Below are 22,538 nucleotides of genomic sequence, written 5' to 3' on the forward strand. Positions count from 1 at the left end.
TACTGGCCGAATTATTGTTATAAAGTGACTGCTGACGCTTTATTGTTGGGTGTTATCTCAGGGGTATTCGCTGACTGTTTTTTCCGTTTTCCAATCTCCTCGATAATAAAGGCGAAGCGCGCTTCGTTGAGTTTATAAAACAGCCCCATGGTCACTGCGGCGGCGATTGCCAGGCCGCACGGCCAGAGGAAAATAAGCTGACGCAAACCCAGCAGCGTGCCCGCGCTCTGCACGGCGTGAGGAACGTAGCCGATCTGGGTCAGCATGATGCCGGGCAGGAAGCCGGCGAGAGCGGCGGAGATTTTGCGCGAGAAGGTGTAGCCGGTGTAAACCGATCCCTCGGCGCGAATGCCGGTTTTCCACTCGCCGTAATCAACGGTATCCGGCACCAGCGCCCAGTTCAGGCTGTTCACAAACGCGGTGCCGAAAAAGGCCATGCAGGAAAACAGCACGAACAGTAGGGAGCTGGTTCCCCAGAAGAAGTTCAGCACGTCGCCCACCGCCCACAGCGCCAGCCCGCCCAGATAGACCGGCTTCTTGCCAAAGCGCTTCACCGCGCCGGGCACCAGAAACACGCCAATCAGAATGCAGCCCATGCTGAAAAAGCCCATCCACGACAGCAGATGCAGGTCGTTTAGCACGTACTGGGTGTAATAGACCTGAATCGCCAGCTTGATGTTGAACGCGGCGAGAGTACACAGGTTGGCAATGCACAGCACCAGCAGCGGCGGATTGCGAAAAATCGCGCAGAACGATTTAAGAATGCCGGGCTTATGGTGATCGGGCGTTATCTCGACATAGCGCTCTTTCACCCCGCTGTAGCACCACCACATGCAGAACAGGCCGCCGGTGGCGAACACCAGCGCAGCCACCAGATAGCCGAGGGAGGGCTGGTGGACGAACAGCGCCTGAATGGGCATAAAGCCGACGGTGCAGAGCAACAGCCCCACCGTTGCGCCGCCCTGTCGCCACGCCGCCAGCTGCGCGCGCTCGTTCGGGTTTTTGGTGATGGCAGGGACCATCGCACCGTAGGCGCAGTTCATCAGGCTATAGCAGAGCCCAAACATCATGAAGAGCACGGTGGCGAGGGCCGTTTTGACCGTCAGGCTAAAGTCGTTAGCCATAAACTGCGCCGTCGCGACCAGCGCCACCGGCACGGAGGCATACAAAATGAATGGCCGGAATTTTCCCCGCGCGCCGATGTTTCGCCGGGAATCCAGCAGCACCCCGGTCAGCATGTCGGTGAACGCGGTAAAAAACTTCGCCACCAGGAAAATAATGCCTCCGTAGAACGCGGGCATCCCCAGTTCATCGGTGTAAAACTTCAGCAGGTACAGCGTGCCAATACACAGCATCAGGTTCGAGCCAAAATCGCCCATCCCGTAGGCACACTTCTCTCGCAGGCTCAATTTCAGGGTTAACGGATCAGTATTGTATGTCATGGTCGATCCTCAGAGCGCCCCGCAGGGCGCTCTATCACGTCATTTAGGCCGTACGTTTGCGCAGTTCGATCTCTTCCACGATGCGCACATACATCTTCTCGTTGAGGTTGTAGAAGCAGCCCATCGCCACGATGGTGATGACCGCCAGCAGGCTCGGGTAGATAAATATCAGCTGCCGCAGCCCTTCAACCGTCCCGGCGGACTGCACCACGTTCGGCACGTAGCCGATCTGGGTGAGCATGATCCCCGGGAAGAAGCCGGCCAGCGCCTGGGATACCTTCCTGAAGAAGGTAAAGCCGGTGTAGACCGTCCCTTCGGAGCGCACGCCGGTGCGCCACTCGCCGTATTCCACGGTATCGGACACCAGCGCCCAGTTCAGACTGTTCACGAACGCGGAGCCGAAGAACGCCAGGCAGGAGAACGCCACAAAGCTCACCGAGCCGCCGCCGAAGAAGTAGTTGAGCAGATCGCCCGCCACCCAGATCATCAGCCCGCTGATGTAGACCTTTTTCTTGCCGAAGCGCCGCACCGCGCCCGGCATCATAAAGACGCCGATAAAAATACAGCCCATGCTGAAGAAGCCCATGTACGACAGCAGGATCGGGTCGTTCAGCACGTACTGCGTGTAGTAGACCTGAATAGCGAGTTTGACGTTAAACGCGCCCAGCGTGCACAGGTTCGCGATGCACAGGATAAACAACGGACGGTTCCCGGCAATGGCGCGAAACGACTGCAACAGCCCCGGCTTTTGCGCCGGGTTAGCGGGCTGCGTCTCGACGTAACGCTCGGTGACGCCCTTATAGCACCACCACATAAAGAACAGCCCGAACAGCGAGAAGAGAGTGGCGGCAAATATGTAGCCAAGCTGGTCGTTACCCTCAATCAGGTTCATCACCGGGACAAAGCCCACCGTACAGAGCAGCAGGCCGAGCGTGGCGCCGCCCTGACGCCAGGCCGCCAGCGAGGCGCGCTCGTCCGGGTTTTTGGTGATGGCGGGCACCATCGCGCCGTAAGAGCAGTTCATCATGCTGAAGAACAGGCCGTACAGCATGAACAGCACCGTTGCTATCACCGTTTTGCCGGTCATCTCAAATGGCGTACCGACGAAGTTGGCAATTGCCAGTAAGGTCACCGGGAAGGCGGCATACAACACGAACGGGCGGAATTTCCCTTTCGGGCCAATCTTGCGTCGGGAGTCGAGCATGATACCGGTGCCCATATCGGTGAAGGCGGTAAAAAACTTCGCAATCAGGAAGATAATCCCGCCGTAGGTGCCGGGCAGCCCCAGCACGTCGGTGTAAAACTTCAGCAAATAGAGCGTGCCGATATCCAGCAGGATGTTTGAGCCGAGATCGCCCATCCCGTAGGCGAGTTTTTCTTTAAACGGCAGGCGTAGGGTTGCCGGATCGGAAGTATGTTGACTCATTATTGTTCTCCGTCTGCCCGCAGGTTTCCCTGCGGGCGAGCCTTATCAGATATCACGTAAGGTGCTAAACAGATCTGCCCATTCGCTGTGCTGGCGATAGAAGACCGGCGGCTTGCCGATCGGGGCATCAACGGTCACGTCACCGCCCTGGCAGGTTTCCCCGGTCCACGCATTGACCCAGCTGTCCTGCGGCAGATAGAGCGACCAGTCCCGGCGGCCCTCTTCATGAACCGGTGCCACCAGCAGATCGCGGCCAAACAGGTACTGGTATTTCAGCGTGTAGGCGCGCGCGTCGTCCTCGTAGTGCAGGAACAGCGGACGCATCACCGGCAGGCCGCTTTTCGCGTTCTGCGCAACCGCAGCTTTGATGTACGGCTTCAGGGTGGTGAAGACGGTGGTCATGCGCGCGAAGTGCGCGATGGTTTCCGCATCGCCGTCGAACTGCCAGTTGTCGCCAGGGCGGTTGCCCTCGTGGGTACGCATCATCGGCGTAAAGGCGCTGAAGTCGCACCAGCGCAGCAGCAGCTCCTTGCTGCGCTTCATCTCGAACAGGGTGGTGTAGCCGCCGATGTCGCTGTGGTGCAGGCCGTGCCCGGTCATCGCCAGCGACAGCGCCGCAGGGATGACGGACGCCAGGCCGTCGTCCAGGCTCCAGTCGACGTTCTGATCCCCCGCCCACATCATCACCGAGTGCTTCTGGCTGCCGGTGTAGCCCGCGCGCATGAAGAACAGGATCTCGCCGAGTTTGCCGGTCTCCTCCAGCGCTTCGTAGTTACATTTCGCCCACAGGGCAGGCCAGGCGTTATGCATGATCTCCGCGCTCACGCCGTTGTGCAGGAAGGTATCGGTCGGCAAATATTCCCCGAAATCGGCCATCCAGCCGCCGCAGCCCAGTTCGATCAGGTTCTTTTTAATGACCTCTTTGTACCAGTTGTAGGCTTCCGGGTTGGTCAGGTCGATAACGCCCGCGTAGAACTCGCCGAATTCAACGTGGTAGTCCTCACCGTTGGCGTTTTTGGTCAGATAGCCGCGTTTCGCCGCCTCTTCGCAGAGATCTTTATCGCTGGCGACGTACGGGTTGATATAGGAGAGGAACTGCACCCCTTCCTGTTTCCACTTCGCAATCCGTTCATCAAGCTGCGGATAGAGAGCGCTGTTCCACTTCCAGTTCCACATCACGCGTTTGCCGAAGGAGGTCATGCGGATGCCGGACCAGTCCTGCGCCCAGATGCCGTTCACCTTCACGCCGCCCTCGCGCATGGCGTCGAGCTTCTGCTGGCACACCTCGGTGCCGCCCTGGATGCCCAGCGTCACGCCGTCGTACACCCAGTCCGGCAGCTCCGGCTGACGTCCCAGCAGGCCGGTCAGTTTTTCCAGCAGATCGACGTACGTTTCCGCACATTCGAAGCGCAGCGTGGCGTTATCTTCCCAGAACGCCAGCTCGTGGAAATCCGGCGCGCTGAAGTCAAAGTTCATGTAGCAGCTGTTATCCACGTGGCAGTAGTACTTCTGGGTGCTCACGAAGGTAGGCTGCGGGAAGAAGGTCCAGTAGTAGTCACCACCCGCGTTCTCTTTGCAGTCGGCCTGCCAGGTGACGTAGGTCTGCTTGTTGCGCCCCACGCCCTGCTCGCTGGTCCAAAGCGGGAACGGCTTGCCGCGCAGATCGAAATACGAGAATTGCTCGCCGCAGCCGTAGATATGATCTTCCGGCTGCGCCGCCAGCCGCAGCCAGATGCGGTTATGGCTGGCGGCATCATTTTTCAGCTTCAGCTCCAGACGGCCTTCCGCATCCACGCCCACCAGCAGCGTCGCGCTCACCGCATCGCCGCGTGTAAAGCGGATGGCCCAGCCCGCGCTTTGCTGCGAGACGGTCGCGTCCGTCAGGGCAATCTTTTCGTTGAGCTTGTCTTTAATGCTGAAATTGCCGCGAAACATCTCGATATCGGCTTCGCCTGCGCCGATCCACAGGCAAGGCGCTTCTTCGGAGTGGGACAAAATCAGGCGATCCTGCCAGCGCAGGGTGAAGCCACGTTCGTTATTTTTCAGGTCAATATTGTGTAGGGTACGCATAAAAACTCCGTCTTTATTATTTGGCCTGGCTGTCCAGCAATCCGGCGGCGACGGCAGGCGCTAAGCCCGGCGCCAGCGGCAGGCGGGGGATCACCAGGCAGTGCAGCAGATGGTAAATATCCTGCTTGCCGTCCCAGACTTTGGTGGTCACTTCGTTATTGGTGTCCAGCTCCTGCCACCAGGAACCGTTTTCGTAATCCATCAGGTACTTGATGCAGTAATCCCACCACTTCTGATACCAGGCTTCGTACTGCGCTTCGCCGGTCACGGTATAGAGGGCATAGGCCGTGCCCATCGCCTCGACGATTGGCCAGCGCACGCGTTCGCGGACGATAGGCTTGCCGTCCCAGCCCACGGAATAGACAAACCCGTCGGCGCCGTCGGGTGCCCAGGCGTCGCGGATGGTGGCGTGGAACAGGCCTTTCGCATCTTCCAGCAGCCACTCCGGCGGGGTTTCAAAGCGCGCTTCCAGCGCGGCGCGCAGGTGCAGCATCAGGCGGCCCCACTCAATCCAGTGTCCCGGCGTGCCGCCGTAGGCGCGGAAGCGGTGAGCAGGGTTATCGATGTTGTAATCGCGGATCGGGTTCCAGTCGGTGTCGAAATGCTCGTTAACGCGATACTCACCTTTGCGCGCCACGTCGTGAATAATCACCGAGGCGATGCGCAGGGCGCGGTCGAGCCATTTCCGGTCGTGGGTTACGTCATAGACAATCAGGAAGGCTTCCACGGCGTGCATGTTGGCGTTACCGCCGCGGTAATCTTCCGTTTTGCTGAAGGCTTCATCCCAGGACTCGAGGCACATTTGCTCCTGTTCGCTCCAGAAGTAGCGCTCAATCACCTCGATGGCATCGTCCAGCAGCTTGCGTGCCTGCGGGTGGCCGGTGGTGACGGCGCTCGCCGCGCCCAGCAGGACGAAAAAGTGCTGATAGCCCTGCTTGGAGGCGTCAACGACGCCTTCATCGTTTACGCAGGCGTACCAGCCGCCGTGCTGCTTGTCGCGCAGCGGACCGTTGAGGGCGTTAATGCCGTGCTCAACCAGGGCATACGCGCCGGGACGGCCCATGTTCGCCGCCACCGCGTACACGTGCAGCATGCGGGCGGTGATCCAAAGATGGGTGCCCATATCGCTGCGAACTTGCCCGTTATTGCCCAGCCAGCCAAAGCCGGTCGGTACGGCGGCGTTTTTGCCGAAATCGAGAATGCGGTCGGTCTCTTGTTCGAGCCAGCGGTTGTGGCTCAGGGTGTTAAACCATTTCATGTTCGGGTCCTTTCTTAACGGCGAGCCATCATTTCGTCGACGATCTCACCCAGACGCTGAAGTTTTGGTACGGAAATATCACGCAGCATCAGCTCGGTATCCGGCAGGCCAATCACCGAGGACCAGACGGCGCGACCGGCTAAAAAGCCCGATGCCCCTGCCTGCATCGCCACGCTCACGGCGCGCGGGAACAGCTTATCGTCCACGCCGGAGGAGAGGATCACCCACGGCATGGCGATGTTCTCGTTCAGCTTCTGCGAGGCCGCCAGCAGTTCCTGCTGCGTGCCCTTACCAAACAGCGGCATCTCCACCTTGTAGAGGTCGGCCCCGCTGTCGCCCAGCTCTTTAGCCGCATCGATAATCGCCTGTTCGCGGTTAAATTCGGCTCCGCGACGCGGCGGACGCACCACCGGCTCGATAATGCTCAGCAGCCCGTTGTCGTGGCACAGCGTATTGAACGCTTTCACCATCTCCAGGCGCTGCTGCGGATCTTCATCGCTGCGCCACAGCACCAGCAGCTTGAGCGCCTTGCCGCCGTCGCGTTTGACCGCCTGGGCGTCGATGCTTTTGTCGATCACCACGCTGTCGACCGGAATACCGTTCCCCGGAATAAACTCGTCGGCCGCCACAATCATCGCGCAGCTGTTGGCTACGGCCTGCTGCTCCACAATCTGGCGATAGCAGAACTGCTGGTCGACGAGAATGGCAGAGGCGTACGGCGACAGAATCTTCGCCGCGTTGACCTTAAAATCCGTCAGGTGCTGGTCGGTTACCGGCACCGGTGCGCCTGCGGCGGCAAACATCAGGCGCATCGCTTCGCGCTGATCCACGGCCAGCATTGCAAAACCGCCGGAAGGTCGGGTGATATCTTTCAGGGTGTACATCGTCATTCCTCAGTCCTTTCGTATCAGTGTGATTTTTTCAGCCCGGCAGATGCGCGAACCTGTTCTAGAATGGCTGTCCAGTCTTCGCGCCCGCGCCCGGCGGCGCGTGCCTGGTTGTAAACTTCGCGGGACGCCGCGCCCAGCGGCATCGGAACGTGGAGCTGGTTAGCCACGTCCAGGGCGATCCCCAGATCTTTATGCGCAAGGTCGATCATGAAGGCTGGGGAAAGATCGCCTTTCAGTACCTTGTTCGGCCATGAGGTGGTGAAGTGGCCTTTACCCGCCGGCGTGCCGTTCATCACCTTCAGCGCCACGTCAAAGGAGAGGCCAAGCGCTTCACACAGCACCGCCGCCTCGGCGGAAAGCGCGTTCAGGGCGATGCTCATGTAGTTGTTGATGAGCTTCACGCGGATGCCCATGCCTGGCCCGCCGGCGTTAATCAGCTCACTGCCCATTGCCATTAAGACGGGGGTGGCGCGTTCCACCTGCTGCGCGGTGCCGCCCGCCAGCAGAAGCAGCGTGCCGGCGATGGCATGGTCAGACGTGCGTCCCACGGGCACGTCCATCAGGCTGAAGCCGCGCTCAGCCATGTCGCGGATCAGCGCGTCGGTTTGCAGCGGGTGGATGGTGGACATATCAATCACCTGCGCGTCGCGGGATAACCCTTCGCACACGCCGTGCTCGCCGAACAGCACGCTGCGCACCAGGTCGCCGTTTGGCAGCATGGTGATGACGAATTCGGCATCCGTTGCGGCCTGAGCGGGCGTAGCCGCAGCCCGTGCGCCGCTCTCCACCAGCGCCTGAACCGCCTGCGGGTTCACGTCAAACACGTTAAGCTGGTGGCCTTGCTTTAACAGATTCTTCGCCATTGGCGCGCCCATCTGCCCTAAACCGATAAATGCGATTGCTGACATGCCTCTCTCCTGTCACATCGTGTCAATTTCTGCGCGTTTGTGTTGTCTGTTTTTGATCGTATTTGTAATTTATAGTCAAAAAATTGACACGGGTCACTTTTTAAACATTTGGTGAAATTAAAATGAAGGCATCAGAAATCGCAGAAGGAATCACCATGACTCGCATCGTTTGTGTCGGCATTACCGTGCTGGATCGCATCTGGTATCTCGATGATTTACCGAAGGAAGGTGGGAAATATGTCGCAAAGGACTATACGGAAGTGGGGGGCGGCCCGGCGGCAACTGCGGCTGTGGCGGCGGCAAAACTGGGTGCGGAAGTGGATTTTATTGGCCGGGTGGGGGACGACGATACCGGCAGACGGCTGCTGGCGGAGCTGGAATCCCTGGGGGTGAACACCCGCTATACACGCGTGTTTAAAGGTGCCCGATCGTCACAATCCGCGGTGCTGGTGGACGCAGGCGGAGAACGAGTGATTGCCAACTACCCCAGCCCCGATCTGCCCGCCGGGGCAGACTGGCTGCATGAAATCGACTTTTCCCAGTGGGATATTGTCTTAGCAGACGTGCGCTGGCATGACGGGGCAAAACAGGCGTTTACCCTGGCCCGTCAGCAGGGCGTTCCTACTTTGCTTGATGCCGACGTTACCCCGCAGGACATCGCGGAGCTGATAGCCTTAAGCGACCACGCGGCCTTCTCCGCGCCGGGCCTGCGGCGACTAACTCAGTTGGATAAAGCAGAAGATGCCCTTAAAAAAGCACAAACGCTCACAAATGGACATGTGTATGTCACTCAGGGGCGAGACGGCTGCTACTGGCTGGAAAACGGCGCCTTGTGTCATCAATCCGGCTTTGAGGTGAACGTGGTGGATACCACTGGCGCGGGCGACGTTTTTCACGGCGCGCTGGCGTTCAGCCTGGGGCAGCAATCCACCGCCGCAGACGCCGTGCGTTTTGCCAGCGCCGTCGCAGCCCTGAAATGCACAAAGCCCGGCGGGCGCGCGGGTATACCCGACTGTGATCAAACCCGCTCTTTTTTGTCACTTTTTGTATAAAATGCGGAGCGTGATGGTTTTCAGAGGACAGCCCATGAGCCTTACCGAACTGACCGGCAACCCGCGTCACGATCAGCTGCTGACGCTGATTGCCGATCGCGGCTATATGAACATTGATGAACTGGCGCAGCTGCTGGACGTGTCGACGCAAACGGTGCGCCGGGATATCCGTAAGCTCAGCGAGCAGGGGCTGATCACGCGTCATCACGGCGGCGCGGGCAGGGCATCCAGCGTGGTGAACACGGCGTTCGAACAGCGCGAAGTGTCGCTTACCGAAGAGAAGCGGGCGATTGCCGAGGCGATTGCGGACTATATTCCCGACGGCTCAACTATTTTCATCACCATCGGCACGACCGTAGAGCACGTTGCCCGGGCGCTGCTTAACCATAATCATCTGCGCATCATCACCAACAGCCTGCGGGTGGCGCATATTCTGTATAAGAACCCGCGCTTTGAAGTGATGGTGCCGGGCGGCACGCTGCGCCCGCACAACGGCGGCATTATCGGGCCTGCGGCGACGGCGTTTGTGTCTGGTTTTCGGGCGGACTATCTCGTGACCAGCGTCGGGGCGATTGAGCACGACGGCGCGATGATGGAGTTTGACGTGAATGAAGCCAGCGTGGTGAAAACCATGATGGCCCACTCTCGCCACATTTTGCTGGCGGCCGATCATACGAAATTTAACGCATCCGCCGCGGTGGAAATTGGCAACGTGGCGCAGACAACGGCTCTTTTCACCGATGAGATGCCCGGCTCGGCGCTGCAAAATCATCTGAAATCCAGTAAGGTTGAAACGGTGCTGGCCTGTACCAGCGATGATATCGCCTGAAGCAAAAAGCCGCTGATTTCTCAGCGGCTTTTTTGTTATTTGAAGCTGTATTTTATTCCCAGCATTCCCTGCGTATCGCTGTAGCCTTTATCGCCAATCTGCTGTGCCACATTGCCCCAGACGCTAAGCTGCGGGGTAATCTGCCCCTCTACGCCCGTCTTTAACTCACCAATATTGCGCGTACCGCGCATCTCATTGCTGACGTCATCCATGCGGATGCGCGTGGTCTGGGTATTGTGGATCCAGTTCGCTTCAATAAACGGCTGGAAGGTGCGTGATTTAGCGTCATCCATCGCGTTATGTCCGCTGATATAGGCCTTCACGCCGAGACGCGTCATCAGGTTGCCCTGGGTTTCGTCTTTCACCCGCGTGCCGTTACGCTCGCGATGGTCGTCAGCCTGCACGTCCATCCAAACGGCCTGCGCCTTCGGCTGGATCCAGTAGCTGTTGCGGCCGCTTTCACCCACCTTAACGCTATAGCCCGCTTCGACAGAGGCGGTTACGCCGCTGGAGCGATAACGCTCGGTCGCCTGGTCCTGCCCCATCACCTTATTGTCAAACCAGTTATACAGCACCCAGCTATCAACGTAGGTGCCGCTTTTATCGGCTTCGTTTGCGTACCAGGTACCGTACAGACCTACGCTATAGCCATTCACTTCGCCACGTGAGTGGTATCCGGTCAGGCTGGAAGCGCTCCGGCTCTGGCTGTTACCGTAGCCCGCCATCAGGCCAAGATGCCAGCGGTCCAGGCCATCTGTGCTCCATTGGGCGATATCGCCACCCAACTGCAGCACGTAACGGTTGGCTGTCGTTTTTAGCTGGCCGCTGCCGTCGTTGAAACGCGCATGCCCGCCGACGTTACGCATCCAAAGGCTCGTCACTTTTTGCTCGCCGGTGAGCATGTCGGTGTACTGCGTTTCACCCAGACGATCGTGCAGGCGGGTCATAAACAGCGTATTTGCCGCATAGCTGTTTGCCTGATAGCTGCCAAATTCTGGGCGATACTGATGCTCGCTTTTCGGCGGCGCAGGTGGCGGTACCGGTTCTTGCGGCGGAATCACCGGGTCGACGGGCGGATCTACCGGGACGACAGGCGGGTCGACAGGGTCAACAGGTGGATCCACCGGGTCAACAGGCGGGTCGACGGGGTCGACCGGAGGGTCTACCGGGTCAACAGGAGGGTCTACCGGGTCAACAGGAGGATCTACCGGGTCAACAGGAGGGTCAACGGGTTCAGCCAGGCTGGTCAGAAACCAGTTCTTACCTTTCTGCACAACGTTATAGTCATAACCCCCCGCTACGATACGGCTGGCCTTCTCAAACGTTCCCTCCGAGTTGCCGCCAACGCTGACTATTTCAATCCCTTCAACGGTTTGTGCGCCTGCACCACCAATGTTGTTTACGTCAACCGCGGTACGACCGGATGTGTTTCCTTCAACAATCAGCCTGTCAGTTTCAGAGGTATCGTCAGACAGCACGGTATTGAAAACCAGCTTGCCGCCGTTGCCTGTGTAATCCTCGTTGATGGTCAGGGTTTGCCAGGCCGCGTCCTCAGCATGCTGGAAATTTATCGTGCCGCCCGCGTTCAGGGTCAGGCTGGTCAGCGTTGAGCTGTCACGCATATTCCAGACGGCATCATTCATCGTAAGCGCGAGAGTACCGGTCCCGGCAGCGTTGCTTTCTATGTACGATGCTCCGTTCCACAGCGAGCTGTTACCCATTGTCAGCGTAATGGTACTGTTTTGTGCCGGAAGGGTACTGTTGGCCGCGACGCCACCTGCGGCGAGGATATCGCCGTTAAGGAGGAATTTTCCGCCTGCAGAGGCATCAATAATTCCGCCATTGCTGGCGTTCAGGGCATAGCTACCCTGGTCGCGCTGGCCTGCGGTGGTAATGGTTGCCCCACCGTCGAGCGTTATCACGCCGCGTGACCAGGCATACATCCCGTGCGGTGCCTGGGCGGAGCTGCTGGTTTTCTCGCTGCTGTTGACCGCAATGGTGACGTTATCTCCCACATTTACCGCTGCTGTATAAGCGTAGATGCCATGCGCGCTGGCACCGTTGGTGGTGATGGTCGCGCCTTCATCAAGGGTGATGGTTGACGAGCCGGTAGAGTACACGCCGGAGGCACTGGCTGCGTCGGTGGTAATGGTCGCTTTTTTTCCCAGCTCGATTCTGGAGGCAGAACCCGCATACAGGCCGTAGGCCGAGGTGCCAAACGTTTCGATGGTGGCCTCATCCCCCAGACGGACGGATGAGCCGCTCTGGTTGGTACGAATCCCCTCGGCGTAGGTACCCCGCGTCACAATATGCGCACGATCGCCGACGACAATGTTATTTTTGGCCTTCGAGGCATCATTCAGTGCATAGGCGCTAATACCGCGACCGGTACTGCCGGTGGTTTCGATATAGAGATCGTCACCCACATAAATATTGGCGGAGCCGAGAGAACCCTGGCTGAAGGAGCTGTACCCGGCATTGATGCCATCGCCGCTTTGGCCATTAACGTAAATGTGGGTGCGGTCGCCGGTAATGATAAATACCGGGTTATTCGGCGTGTTCATACCGTGGGTACGAATACCGTCGACATCTTTACCGTTATTGGCAGCCACTTTTGACTGGGTACGAATAGTCAGGTCGTCACCAAATATCACCCCCGGGCTGCCGGACGTGGAGTTCTGAATAACGGTCACGGAGTGCTCAAAGGCTTCCGCCCCCGGCCCTTCGAGAGTGATCCCATCCCCGTAGACTGGAATATTGCCAGGGCTGTACTGGTAGACATAGTTAGGATCGCTAGTATTTTTGCTAAAGTTCGCGTTTGCCGTTGCAGGAATCAGCGCCTGTATTTCCGCAGGCAAATCCGTTACTGCTCCGGTGGCTGGTAAATTAGCAAAATCGATAACTGCAGCATTCGCGGTAAATAGCGCTGACGATAGTGCCAGCGAAATCGCAACGGCGACAGGTGAGTGTTTCAATAAATATGGCATAACTGCCCCCCTTTCTTTCAGGCGTAAAACATCCTCCACACCATTAAATGTGGGCATGTTAAGAAGTTGAAATTACAAAATAGAAACGAGTATTTTATGAATGCTGGTACCTAACTTCCTCTCTAATCGTATTTTATGAACGTAAATTTTTTTCACATCAATGCTGGTTGTTTTTATTATCTCCCGGAGGCACACCCCTGAAATAAGTCTGTTAAGTAAAGTGAATTCAACAGTGTTCAGGGTATTACCACGCCTGCTGCTCACTCGCCTGCCGGAAAAAAGATGGTTAATTTTTTCCTGCAATATAGCGTCATCGTCATCTGAATAAATAATTCCCTTTATTTCACTGTGGTGAGCGAAAAAATAGTGAGCCAACGCCTCCAGTTTACGGTCCGCGATAAGCACGATGTGCATGTTAGTCATCGCCAGATGTTCAATCCATTGCGGATCGACAAGCAGGCGCAGGTTATACATCGAAAAATCTACAAAAATAAATCCGCGTAATAAATGATTCTTGTTCCCAGACAATATTTTATTTTCTACTGCAAGTTGCAGGAAATGATTTCCCACCGGCCAAACTGCGAAGGAGGCGCTGCCACAGTATTGTGAGCGCACCGTGTTATCCGGAAATAACTGACAGGACAATTCGCAGCTTATACAGCGGACAACCTTTTGCGACGATGTTATCATCCAGTCCACTCCTGTCTTATTTTCATTATCAATATTTCACTGCCTTTCAAATGTGTCAATCTTGAAACATATCCAGCGTTTCTGTCGTATTTATGAGAAATAATGCCAGAGAAAATAAATTCCTGGCTGTCTCAATTCTTGCAGGCCGCAGACATAGCGACAGAACATTGATTGTCAGACCTTACCCAGGAATATTCATCAACCCATTAAGATTATTCGGCAAAAACAACCCCGGAAGGAAATTGACGAAACAGCACTAATAGCTAAAGATTCGTCACCTCGATCTTCCTGAACGTCAGTCTTTTCTCAACGTGTGGCTCAATATAATTATTTGACCTGGTGAAGTGTAATGAAATCTCATTATGTCCTTTTAGCTGAGGCTCACCTAAGAAAACCGATTTGTAATCAATTGAAAAATAATGCGATGTTTCTAATCTTAGGTACGGGTGTGTCGCGCTCTGATCCTTCTGACCTATACTGTTGTTAAATATACGTGTGTTTTTTGGGTTTGTGGGGTTAAATATTGTTATTGCAGAGGAAAGTAAAATTGTATCTTATTAACAAGCTGGTCGAGTATGACCCGGAAAACAAAACCCTGGCGAATCATATTACCGGGCGCACGATACATTTGCAGCTTCCTGCCAATCTCTGCTTTCTTTATCTCGTTACCCATCCTGGCGAAATAATTTCGCAAAATCAGTTAATGGTGGTGGGATGGGGTGAGCGTAACGATGTCACCACACCGAATACCTTTTACCAGGCCATTTTGACATTGCGCAATGCGCTGGCTGAAGTGGGGTTGCCGCGCGATACGGTAAAAACGATTTCGCGTCGCGGGCTGACGCTTTCCGAAGCCACCCAGGTTGAAGTATTTACCCCAACCGCCGAGCCGATAATTGCCAGTGAAGACGTGGCAATAGCCGAAGGCACCGCGATGAAGAAGCCGGCGTGGTTAATAATAGCCACCGCTACGCTTTTTCTGATCGCGCTTATTAACGGGGTCATATTATATAAACATCACCAGAACATGCCGTTTAGTCACTACATTCCACTTTCAATGGGCAGCACGACCAACGCCTGCCAACTCTTTTATGCACCTAATGAACATATGCAGGACCATTACCTTCGCTTGTTAAAAAATTATCCCAGCCTGTGTGCCGGAAACCGATACGTTTTTCTCATCGGCTATAGTAAAACGGAGCGAATCGCGGCGTTTGTCTGTAATAACGATGCGCGACATGACGCGGCAGCGTTATGTACCACGCATTATTTTTGGGCGCATGAGCAATGATGACACTCGGGAATCGTATTATTTTGCTGGCGGCGTTGCTGGGGGCTGCTATTACCAGCGGCTGGTTAGCGTATTCGCATTTTTCGAGTGCGCCGATACGCTGTACAGGTGATGTGGAATGGACGATTGGTAAAAACCGATTTGTAGGAACGGTTTCATGGCGAATGCAGCATCGGGAAGGGACCGCTGTCATTAACGGTAAACTGTTTGGTCACGTGGTTTCTGAAGTCAACCGCACCATCTATTTCCACTACAGCGATCACCAGAACGCGCGCGTATTGAATAACGATCGTATTGTTAAAACCTTCGCCGATAGTGCGGATGAGGCTGATATCAATGCAACGCTACCGGGTTTTTATCGCACGCCGGGAAGAGATCTGAGCCTGATGATTGATGAGTACCGTGGAGCGTGGCTTTTTGCCGCGTCAAACGTCCCTTCGCTGTACTGCCGTAAAAACGCACCGTAAAAATCAATCGCACACCTTAGACGGCACGCATAGTCAAATCTCGTGATTCCCGCTACAGTTATCTCTCCACGGCGAAAGGAGATAAACATGCTTTATATCTTTGACTTAGGAAACGTAATCGTCGATATCGATTTTAACCGGGTGCTGGGTGCCTGGAGCGACTTTAGCCGTGTGCCGCTGGCGACGTTAAAGCAGGATTTCGCGATGGGTGAGACCTTCCATCAGCATGAACGCGGCGAGATTAGCGATGAAGAGTTTGCTGAACGCTTCTGCCAGGAGATGGGGCTTTCGTTAAGCTATGAACAATTTTCTCACGGCTGGCAGGCGGTATTCGTCGCGATCCGTCCGGAAGTGATCGACATTATGCACAAATTGCGCGAGCAGGGGCACCGGGTGGTCGTGCTGTCTAACACCAACCGTCTGCACACGACCTTCTGGCCAGAGGAATATCCCGAAGTTAAGGCGGCGGCAGATAAGATCTATCTTTCGCAAGAGATGGGTATGCGTAAGCCTGAAGCGCGAATTTATCAGGCTGTTTTGCAGGCAGAGGGATTCACCGCGGCCGATGCGGTCTTTTTCGATGACAACGCCGATAATATAGAGGGAGCTAACCAGTTGGGTATCACGTCAATTCTGGTGACCGGAAAAGAGACGATACCGAACTACTTTGCGAAGCAGTTATGCTAAAAACCGTTCATCAAAAAGCCACGCATCATACTCGCCCGCTGAGGGCCTGGCTGAAGTTGCTCTGGCACCGCATTGATGAGGACAACATGACCACGCTGGCGGGTAACCTCGCCTACGTGTCGTTGCTCTCATTAGTGCCGCTGGTGGCGGTGATCTTTGCGCTCTTTTCCGCATTCCCGATGTTCGCGGACGTTAGCCTGCAGCTTCGCCATTTCGTCTTCGCGAACTTCATCCCGGCCACCGGGGATGTTATCCAGAACTACATCGAGCAGTTTGTTGCCAACTCCAGCAAAATGACGGCGGTGGGGGCGTGCGGCCTTATCGTTACCGCGCTGCTGCTGATGTACTCTATCGACAGCGCGCTTAACACCATCTGGCGAAGCAAAAAAATCCGTCCTAAGGTCTATTCCTTTGCCGTCTACTGGATGATTTTAACGCTGGGGCCGTTGCTGGCTGGGGCGAGTCTGGCAATCAGTTCGTATCTTCTCTCCTTGCGCTGGGCGAGTGATTTAAACAGCGTGATTGATAACGTGCTGCGTATTTTTCCGCTGATCCTGTCCTGGCTCTCGTTCTGGCTGCTCTATAGCGTTGTACCGACCACGCGCGTGCCTAACCGCGATGCGGTAGTTGGGGCGCTGGTGGCGGCAGTGCTTTTTGAACTGGGTAAAAAAGGGTTTGCCCTTTACATCACCATGTTCCCGTCTTATCAGCTGATTTACGGCGTGCTGGCGGTGATCCCCATTTTATTTGTCTGGGTTTACTGGACCTGGTGTATCGTCTTGCTTGGTGCCGAAATAACTGTCACTCTCGGCGTATACCGCGAACTTAAAAAAGCAGCAGAAGCTGAAAAACAATTAGAAGCAGACCAACCATGATTGCATTGATACAGCGCGTAACCCGTGCCAGCGTCACCGTGGAGGGAGAGGTGACGGGTGAAATTGGCCCAGGACTTTTGGTGTTGTTAGGTGTCGAAAAGGATGATGACGAACAAAAAGCGAACCGCTTATGCGAGCGCGTGCTGGGCTACCGCATATTCAGCGATGCGGAAGGCAAGATGAATCTGAACGTCCAGCAGGCGGGCGGCAGCGTGCTGGTGGTTTCCCAGTTTACGCTGGCAGCGGATACCGAGCGCGGCATGCGCCCAAGTTTCTCTAAAGGCGCCGCGCCGGATCGTGCAGAAGCACTTTACGAATACTTTGTTGAGCGTTGTCGCCAACAGGAAATGAATACGCAAACCGGACGATTCGCTGCAGATATGCAGGTCTCGCTGGTGAACGATGGCCCCGTCACATTCTGGCTCCAGGTATGAGCCAACTGGCGGCGTGGCCGCGGGTAACAAGAGAGAGTACAGCTATGTATCACCTTCGAGTACCGCAAACGGAAGAAGAGTTAGAAGCGTATTACCAGTTCCGCTGGGAAATGCTGCGCAAGCCACTGCATCAGCCAAAAGGATCTGAACGCGACGCCTGGGATGCGATGGCCCATCATCAGATGGTGATGGACGAAGAGGGCAACCTCGTCGCCGTCGGGCGACTGTATATCAACGCTGATAACGAAGCGTCGATTCGTTTTATGGCGGTTCACCCTTCCGTGCAGGATAAAGGGCTGGGGACGCTAATGGCGATGACGCTGGAGTCCGTCGCCCGTCAGGAAGGCGTTAAGCGCGTCACCTGTAGCGCCCGGGAAGATGCCGTGGAGTTTTTTGCCAAACTCGGTTTTGTTAACCAGGGTGAAATCACCGCCCCGCAAACCACGCCGATTCGCCACTTTTTGATGATCAAACCCATCGCCACGCTGGACGATATTCTTCATCGCGCGGACTGGTGCGGGCAGCTGCAGCAGGCCTGGTATGAACACATCCCTCTGAGTGAAAAGATGGGCGTGCGCATTCAGCAGTACACCGGGCAAAAATTCATTACCACCATGCCGGAAACCGGCAATCAGAACCCTCACCACACCCTGTTTGCCGGCAGCCTGTTTTCCCTGGCGACGCTCACCGGCTGGGGGCTGATCTGGCTAATGCTGCGCGAGCGGCATCTTGGCGGCACCATTATTCTGGCCGATGCCCACATTCGCTACAGTGCGCCGATCAGCGGCAAGCCGAGCGCGGTGGCGGACCTTGGCGCGCTGGGCGGCGATCTTGATCGTCTGGCACGTGGCCGCAAAGCGCGCGTGCAGATGCAGGTTGAGCTGTTCGGCGATGAAACGCCGGGCGCGGTGTTTGAAGGCACCTATATCGTTCTTCCTGCGAAGCCGTATGGCGCTTATGAAGAGGGCGGGAACGAGGAGGAGTAGTCTCCTTCTCACTCTCGTCCGGCATGGTTAATGCGCCAGGCAATATCTCGCATAACGTCTCGCGCTGACTGGCTAATTCCACTCAACTGAAAGAAGCCGTGTATTACACCCCGCCATCGTTGAGCGGTACACTTCACGCCTTGCTCCGTGAGGCGCTGACAAAGCGCCTCGCCTTCGTCGCGTAACGGATCATACTCAGCGGTAACAATGTGGACCTTTGGCAGACCGCTAAAGTCGTTGCGCCACAGCGGGCTGACTTCAGGATGCTGACGGTCGGCTCCAGCCAGATACATTTCATAGCCGCTCAAAAGGGTATCGCGAGTAATCACGTAATCCATGCCATTGAGGGTATAGCTTTCAAAACTGGCCGTAGCGTCGAGCATGGGGTAGATAAGAATGAGTTGTGCGGGATCCCAGAGACCTTTGGCCTTAAGCCGCAATGATGTTACCAGCGCAAGATGGCCTCCCGCGCTGTCTCCACAAAGTGTAATCCGGTTTTTATCCACACCTAATTGTTCTGCATTTTGCCAGACAAGATCTGCCGCTCTCTCTGCATCGTCATGCGCAGCGGGGAAGGTATGCTCGGGTGCGAGTCTGTACTGAACCGCAATGACCCGACAGTTACCGTAAAACGCCAGTTGGCGAAGCTGATTATCATGGGTTTCAAACCCACCGCTGACAAAACAACCGCCATGATAGTAGAGGGCACAAGGTAACGTTTCAGGGGCATTGACAGGCGAAAATACCCGAAAGGTCAAATCCTCAAGAACAAGCGTTTCAACCTGGACACGAGTTTCTTTTTCCCCGGCCAGCGCTGTGCTGGCGACATATCCGCTTCTCCGGTCATCAATACTCTGCTTTCGCGAGGAAGGTCGTCCTGCGGCAATAAACTCCTGTACCAGCTTATCAATACCCTTCTCCAGAGCCATGGTTACGTCCTTTTACTGTGTGTTTATACAGTTTATAGCCTGGTTTACAGCAGATGAAAACAGAGAAATGTTGAGAGGTGCATATTGTGGAAAGCGGCTCGCAAAATCGATCATTCCCTAAAAAACGTCCTTTCACCCTAAATTGATAAAGAGTATTTTGCCTGAAAATTAACCAAAGATGATATACTAAGGTGATATATGAGCGTTTTGGCGGAACTTGATATGGGCAGAATACTTATCGATTTGTCTGATGACGTGATTCAACGTTTGGATAACCTCAAGCAATTGCGAAATCAACCACGTGCTGAACTGCTTCGCGAAGCGATTGAGCTGTATCTCGACCAGCAGAGTTCTTCTGTTATCCGAAATGCGCTTGGTCTGTGGGGAGACAGAAAAGAGGACGGGCTTGAGTATGAACGCAAGCTGCGTGAGGAGTGGTAATCATGGAGCACATGGCAGTGTTTGATACCAATATTCTCATTGATCTCTTCAACAACCGTGTTGAAGCTGCGGATGCGATTGAGCATACCGCGTCGCATCGTGCCATCAGCTTAATTACCTGGATGGAAGTGATGGTGGGCGCTCGCAGGCATGGTCATGAAGCGAAAACGGCAGCCGTGATGGGCGCTTTTGAAATTATTGATGTGTCTCGGGATATCGCGGAAAGAAGCGTTTTACTACGTGAGAAGCATGGAATGAAACTGCCTGATGCTATCATCCTGGCTACAGCGCAGAGCAGAAAATGTCCGTTGATTTCTCGCAACACGAGAGATTTTGCGGGTATTGACGAGGTCCTTACGCCTTACCAGGTGTAGGCCGGGCAAGCTCGCGCCGCCCGGCACTCTCACAGGAGATTACTCCCCTTCACCCGGGAACAGGAACGGGTTGATCGAGCTGCGGGCAAAGCCCTCCTGCTCCATCTTCGCATCCAGAATCAGCGAGGCGAGATCGTCCGCCACCGCTTCGACTTTCGGGTCTTTTTCCTGATACAGGATCTTCAGGTAGGTTCCGCAGTCGCCGCAGCTTTCGGCTTTCACCGCCGCGTCTTCATTTTCCAGCGACCAGTAGTTGAGATCGCGAGTCTGCTCGCAGTTGCTGCACTTCACGCGCACCACGTGCCACTCGGTTTCACACAGGTTGCAGTGCAGGTAGCGCAGCCCCTGCGTGGTCCCAATCTGCACCATGCTGGAGACCGGCATTGAGCCGCAGACCGGGCAGAACTGGCGCGCTTCGCCGTATTCGGCGCGGGCTTTGCCCGGGATCAGGCTCGCCATTTGCGCCCAGTAGAGCGACAGCGCGGCCCAGATAAACGGCGCTTTATCGCTGCTGACCAGCGAGAAGTCGGAGGCAAACAGCGCGCTCGCCATCTCTTCCAGCTCCAGGTCAGAGGCTTTTTCCAGGTTCTCAATGACAGCCAGCGCGGTGCCGCTCATCTCCGGCTTCAGCTCGGCAATCAGCGAATGAAGCAGCTTATGCCAGTGCTTGTCGCGCGGCAGGACGTGAATATCCAGCGGCGGCTTGCCCTGCTCGTTAGCTTCTTTGATGCGCGCGGTCAGGTCCATTTGCAGCGGGTGGTCGTACAGCACCACCTCCTGCGCATGGGCGACCAGCGCGGCAAAACGCAGAAAATCGCCCAGCGGGTTGTTCTCTGCCAGCTCGCGCAGACGCTCTGCGCGGCGGTTGTAGAGGTTCTTGAGTCTGGGGAATAACAACGGCGGAATATACTCCGCCGTACGTTTCTCGCTCGACCCCAGCTCATCTTGCGGGATTATGCGAATACTCATTCAGATGACTTTTCCTGTTTCTGGCGGACTTCACGGTACCAGCGCGGGTGATGTTTCTTCGCCCACGTTTTGGTTACCCATCCTTCCACCATCGCGGTAATGGTGCCTTTCACCCAGAGGGCGGCGTAAATATGCACCATGATAACCACAATTAACGCCACTGCGGCAAATGAATGCAGCATTAGCGCAAATCGGATCACCGGGATTGAGAAAGCAGGCGCAAAGTACGGACGCCAGATGATCACGCCGCTCACCAGCAACAGGACCAGGAAGATAATCGCCGCCCAGAATACGCATTTCTGGCCGAAGTTATAACGCCCGGTATCACCCACTTCCTCGTTGACGACGATCTTACGAATATTCTTCGCCCAAAAGATATCATCCCGATTGATTAGGTTATGGTGCCAGTAGCGGAAAAACATGATGATAAACGAGGCAAACATCACCACACCCACGAACGGGTGAAGGATGCGCGCCAGCTGCGGCGTGCCCAGGATCTGCATCAGCCAGTTGAAGGAGGGGAAGAAGAACCCCAGCCCGCTTATCGCCGCCAGCATGAAGCAGAAGGCGGTGACCCAGTGGTTGATGCGTTCCGGCGCGGTGTAGCGCACGATGGTGTCACGTTTTCTCATTTGCGCACCTCGTCTTTCTCTTCATGCAGGTTGTCGTCTTCCTCTTCCGCACGGTTCGGACCGACGCCGACGTAGTGGAAGATGCTCGCTGCGAAGGTGGCAGCAAAGCCCACCGCGGCCAGCGGTTTCCAGATGCCTTTCCAGAACTTCACGGTGGCGCTGATTTCCGGGTTCTCCGGCAGGCCGTGATACAGGTTCGGCTTGTCGGCGTGGTGCAGCACGTACATCACGTGCGTACCGCCAACCCCGGCCGGATCGTACAGGCCCGCGTTGTCGTAACCACGGGTTTTCAACTCGCCCACGCGCTCTGCCGCCAGCGTTTTCATATCCTCTTTGGAGCCAAAGTGGATAGCGCCGGTTGGGCAGGTCTTCACGCATGCAGGCTCCTGGCCCACGTTAACGCGGTCCACGCACAGGGTGCATTTGTAGACGCGGTTGTCTTCCGGGTTCAGGCGCGGCACGTCGAACGGACAGCCCGCGATGCAGTAGCCGCAGCCAATGCACTGCTCGGACTGGAAGTCGACGATGCCGTTGGCATACTGAATGATAGCCCCTTCTGACGGACACGCCTTCAGGCAGCCCGGATCCGCGCAGTGCATACAGCCGTCTTTGCGGATAAGCCATTCCAGTTTGTCGTTCTGCTCCACTTCCGAGAAACGCATTACCGTCCAGGACTTGGCGGTCAGGTCTGCCGGGTTGTCGTACACCCCGACGTTGTGACCCACTTCGTCACGGATGTCGTTCCACTCAGAGCAGGCCACCTGACAGGCTTTACAGCCGATACAGGTGGTCACGTCGATCAGCTTCGCCACTTCCTGCTGGTGGTCCCGCGCCTGAGGCGCGGGCGTGAAACCGTTAGTCGCGGAACGACGGATAATGTCTTGAGATTGATAAGCCATAA

At 55.9% G+C, this 22,538-nt stretch carries 22 protein-coding genes; 10 read left to right on the plus strand and 12 right to left on the minus strand.

Annotated elements, in window-relative coordinates; genetic code table 11:
• Positions 1–17: 17 nt before the first annotated feature.
• From IM291_RS18525 to yihU, 6 genes are read right to left on the minus strand one after another with little or no spacing between them, the layout of a single operon-like run.
• Positions 18–1,442: an MFS transporter gene (locus tag IM291_RS18525; RefSeq protein ID WP_192987469.1), complete on the minus strand. Its 1,425-nt coding sequence runs from the start codon at positions 1,440–1,442 to the stop codon at positions 18–20.
• A 43-nt stretch (positions 1,443–1,485) separates the two neighbouring features.
• Positions 1,486–2,868: an MFS transporter gene (locus IM291_RS18530; protein WP_049001371.1), complete on the minus strand. Its 1,383-nt coding sequence runs from the start codon at positions 2,866–2,868 to the stop codon at positions 1,486–1,488.
• A 45-nt stretch (positions 2,869–2,913) separates the two neighbouring features.
• Positions 2,914–4,938 (minus strand): alpha-glucosidase, encoded by a 2,025-nt coding sequence (locus IM291_RS18535; RefSeq protein ID WP_192987471.1) that lies wholly within the window; start codon positions 4,936–4,938, stop codon positions 2,914–2,916.
• Positions 4,939–4,954: 16 nt separating this feature from the next.
• The gene (yihS, locus tag IM291_RS18540; protein WP_049001376.1) at positions 4,955–6,196 is read right to left on the minus strand and encodes a sulfoquinovose isomerase; all 1,242 of its coding nucleotides are present in this window, start codon (positions 6,194–6,196) and stop codon (positions 4,955–4,957) included.
• A gap of 14 nt (positions 6,197–6,210) precedes the next feature.
• Complete coding sequence (gene yihT, locus IM291_RS18545; protein ID WP_045260226.1) at positions 6,211–7,086, minus strand: sulfofructosephosphate aldolase; 876 nt, start codon at positions 7,084–7,086, stop codon at positions 6,211–6,213.
• A gap of 17 nt (positions 7,087–7,103) precedes the next feature.
• Positions 7,104–7,994 (minus strand): sulfolactaldehyde 3-reductase, encoded by an 891-nt coding sequence (yihU, locus tag IM291_RS18550; protein ID WP_049001380.1) that lies wholly within the window; start codon positions 7,992–7,994, stop codon positions 7,104–7,106.
• A 155-nt stretch (positions 7,995–8,149) separates the two neighbouring features.
• Between yihU and IM291_RS18555 the strand changes: the two genes are divergently transcribed.
• Both IM291_RS18555 and IM291_RS18560 read left to right on the plus strand, forming a co-directional pair.
• Positions 8,150–9,046 (plus strand): sugar kinase, encoded by an 897-nt coding sequence (locus IM291_RS18555; RefSeq protein ID WP_049001382.1) that lies wholly within the window; start codon positions 8,150–8,152, stop codon positions 9,044–9,046.
• 34 nt (positions 9,047–9,080) lie between these two features.
• Positions 9,081–9,875, plus strand: coding sequence for a DeoR/GlpR family DNA-binding transcription regulator (locus IM291_RS18560; RefSeq protein WP_032644939.1), 795 nt, complete (start codon positions 9,081–9,083; stop codon positions 9,873–9,875).
• A 35-nt stretch (positions 9,876–9,910) separates the two neighbouring features.
• Here the strand turns inward: IM291_RS18560 and IM291_RS18565 are convergent, their stop codons facing one another.
• On the minus strand, positions 9,911–12,862 hold the full coding sequence (locus IM291_RS18565; RefSeq protein WP_192987473.1) for an autotransporter outer membrane beta-barrel domain-containing protein: 2,952 nt from the start codon (positions 12,860–12,862) through the stop codon (positions 9,911–9,913).
• A 72-nt stretch (positions 12,863–12,934) separates the two neighbouring features.
• Complete coding sequence (locus IM291_RS18570; protein WP_049001388.1) at positions 12,935–13,552, minus strand: transcriptional regulator; 618 nt, start codon at positions 13,550–13,552, stop codon at positions 12,935–12,937.
• 547 nt (positions 13,553–14,099) lie between these two features.
• Between IM291_RS18570 and IM291_RS18575 the strand changes: the two genes are divergently transcribed.
• The 6 genes from IM291_RS18575 (at position 14,100) to fabY (ending at position 18,292) form a co-directional block, all read left to right on the plus strand.
• Entirely contained in the window at positions 14,100–14,843 is a 744-nt protein-coding gene (locus IM291_RS18575) for a winged helix-turn-helix domain-containing protein (protein ID WP_049001390.1), read from the plus strand.
• Positions 14,840–15,310 (plus strand): hypothetical protein, encoded by a 471-nt coding sequence (locus IM291_RS18580; protein ID WP_028014878.1) that lies wholly within the window; start codon positions 14,840–14,842, stop codon positions 15,308–15,310. Before IM291_RS18575 ends, IM291_RS18580 begins: the two co-directional genes overlap by 4 nt.
• Before the next feature lie 87 nt (positions 15,311–15,397).
• Positions 15,398–15,997 carry a glucose-1-phosphatase gene (gene yihX / locus IM291_RS18585; RefSeq protein WP_045260234.1) on the plus strand — a complete coding sequence of 200 codons (600 nt, stop codon included), beginning with the start codon at positions 15,398–15,400 and terminating at the stop codon, positions 15,995–15,997.
• Positions 15,991–16,872, plus strand: coding sequence for a virulence factor BrkB family protein (locus IM291_RS18590; protein ID WP_045260235.1), 882 nt, complete (start codon positions 15,991–15,993; stop codon positions 16,870–16,872). Before yihX ends, IM291_RS18590 begins: the two co-directional genes overlap by 7 nt.
• Positions 16,869–17,306 (plus strand): D-aminoacyl-tRNA deacylase, encoded by a 438-nt coding sequence (gene dtd, locus IM291_RS18595; protein WP_008501836.1) that lies wholly within the window; start codon positions 16,869–16,871, stop codon positions 17,304–17,306. Before IM291_RS18590 ends, dtd begins: the two co-directional genes overlap by 4 nt.
• A 44-nt stretch (positions 17,307–17,350) precedes the next feature.
• Positions 17,351–18,292, plus strand: coding sequence for a fatty acid biosynthesis protein FabY (fabY, locus tag IM291_RS18600; RefSeq protein ID WP_028014875.1), 942 nt, complete (start codon positions 17,351–17,353; stop codon positions 18,290–18,292).
• Between the two features lie 8 nt (positions 18,293–18,300).
• On the opposite strand, the gene IM291_RS18605 is transcribed toward fabY, so the two are convergent.
• The gene (locus IM291_RS18605) at positions 18,301–19,221 is read right to left on the minus strand and encodes an alpha/beta hydrolase (RefSeq protein WP_028014874.1); all 921 of its coding nucleotides are present in this window, start codon (positions 19,219–19,221) and stop codon (positions 18,301–18,303) included.
• Between the two features lie 198 nt (positions 19,222–19,419).
• On the opposite strand from IM291_RS18605, the gene IM291_RS18610 reads away from it, so the two are divergent.
• Entirely contained in the window at positions 19,420–19,662 is a 243-nt protein-coding gene (locus tag IM291_RS18610; RefSeq protein ID WP_015569912.1) for a ribbon-helix-helix domain-containing protein, read from the plus strand.
• A 2-nt stretch (positions 19,663–19,664) separates the two neighbouring features.
• Positions 19,665–20,036, plus strand: a complete 372-nt coding sequence (locus IM291_RS18615; protein WP_082697289.1) for a type II toxin-antitoxin system VapC family toxin — start codon at positions 19,665–19,667, stop codon at positions 20,034–20,036.
• Positions 20,037–20,075: 39 nt separating this feature from the next.
• On the opposite strand, the gene fdhE is transcribed toward IM291_RS18615, so the two are convergent.
• From fdhE to fdxH, 3 genes are read right to left on the minus strand one after another with little or no spacing between them, the layout of a single operon-like run.
• Complete coding sequence (fdhE, locus tag IM291_RS18620) at positions 20,076–21,005, minus strand: formate dehydrogenase accessory protein FdhE (protein ID WP_028014872.1); 930 nt, start codon at positions 21,003–21,005, stop codon at positions 20,076–20,078.
• Positions 21,002–21,637 carry a formate dehydrogenase cytochrome b556 subunit gene (gene fdoI / locus IM291_RS18625; protein ID WP_015569914.1) on the minus strand — a complete coding sequence of 212 codons (636 nt, stop codon included), beginning with the start codon at positions 21,635–21,637 and terminating at the stop codon, positions 21,002–21,004. The genes fdhE and fdoI overlap by 4 nt, the downstream gene beginning before the upstream one ends.
• Positions 21,634–22,536: a formate dehydrogenase subunit beta gene (gene fdxH / locus IM291_RS18630; RefSeq protein ID WP_014072386.1), complete on the minus strand. Its 903-nt coding sequence runs from the start codon at positions 22,534–22,536 to the stop codon at positions 21,634–21,636. Before fdxH ends, fdoI begins: the two co-directional genes overlap by 4 nt.
• Positions 22,537–22,538 lie beyond the last annotated feature (2 nt).

This window comes from Enterobacter cloacae complex sp. P27C (assembly GCF_014895705.1).
Lineage (GTDB): Bacteria > Pseudomonadota > Gammaproteobacteria > Enterobacterales > Enterobacteriaceae > Enterobacter > Enterobacter bugandensis.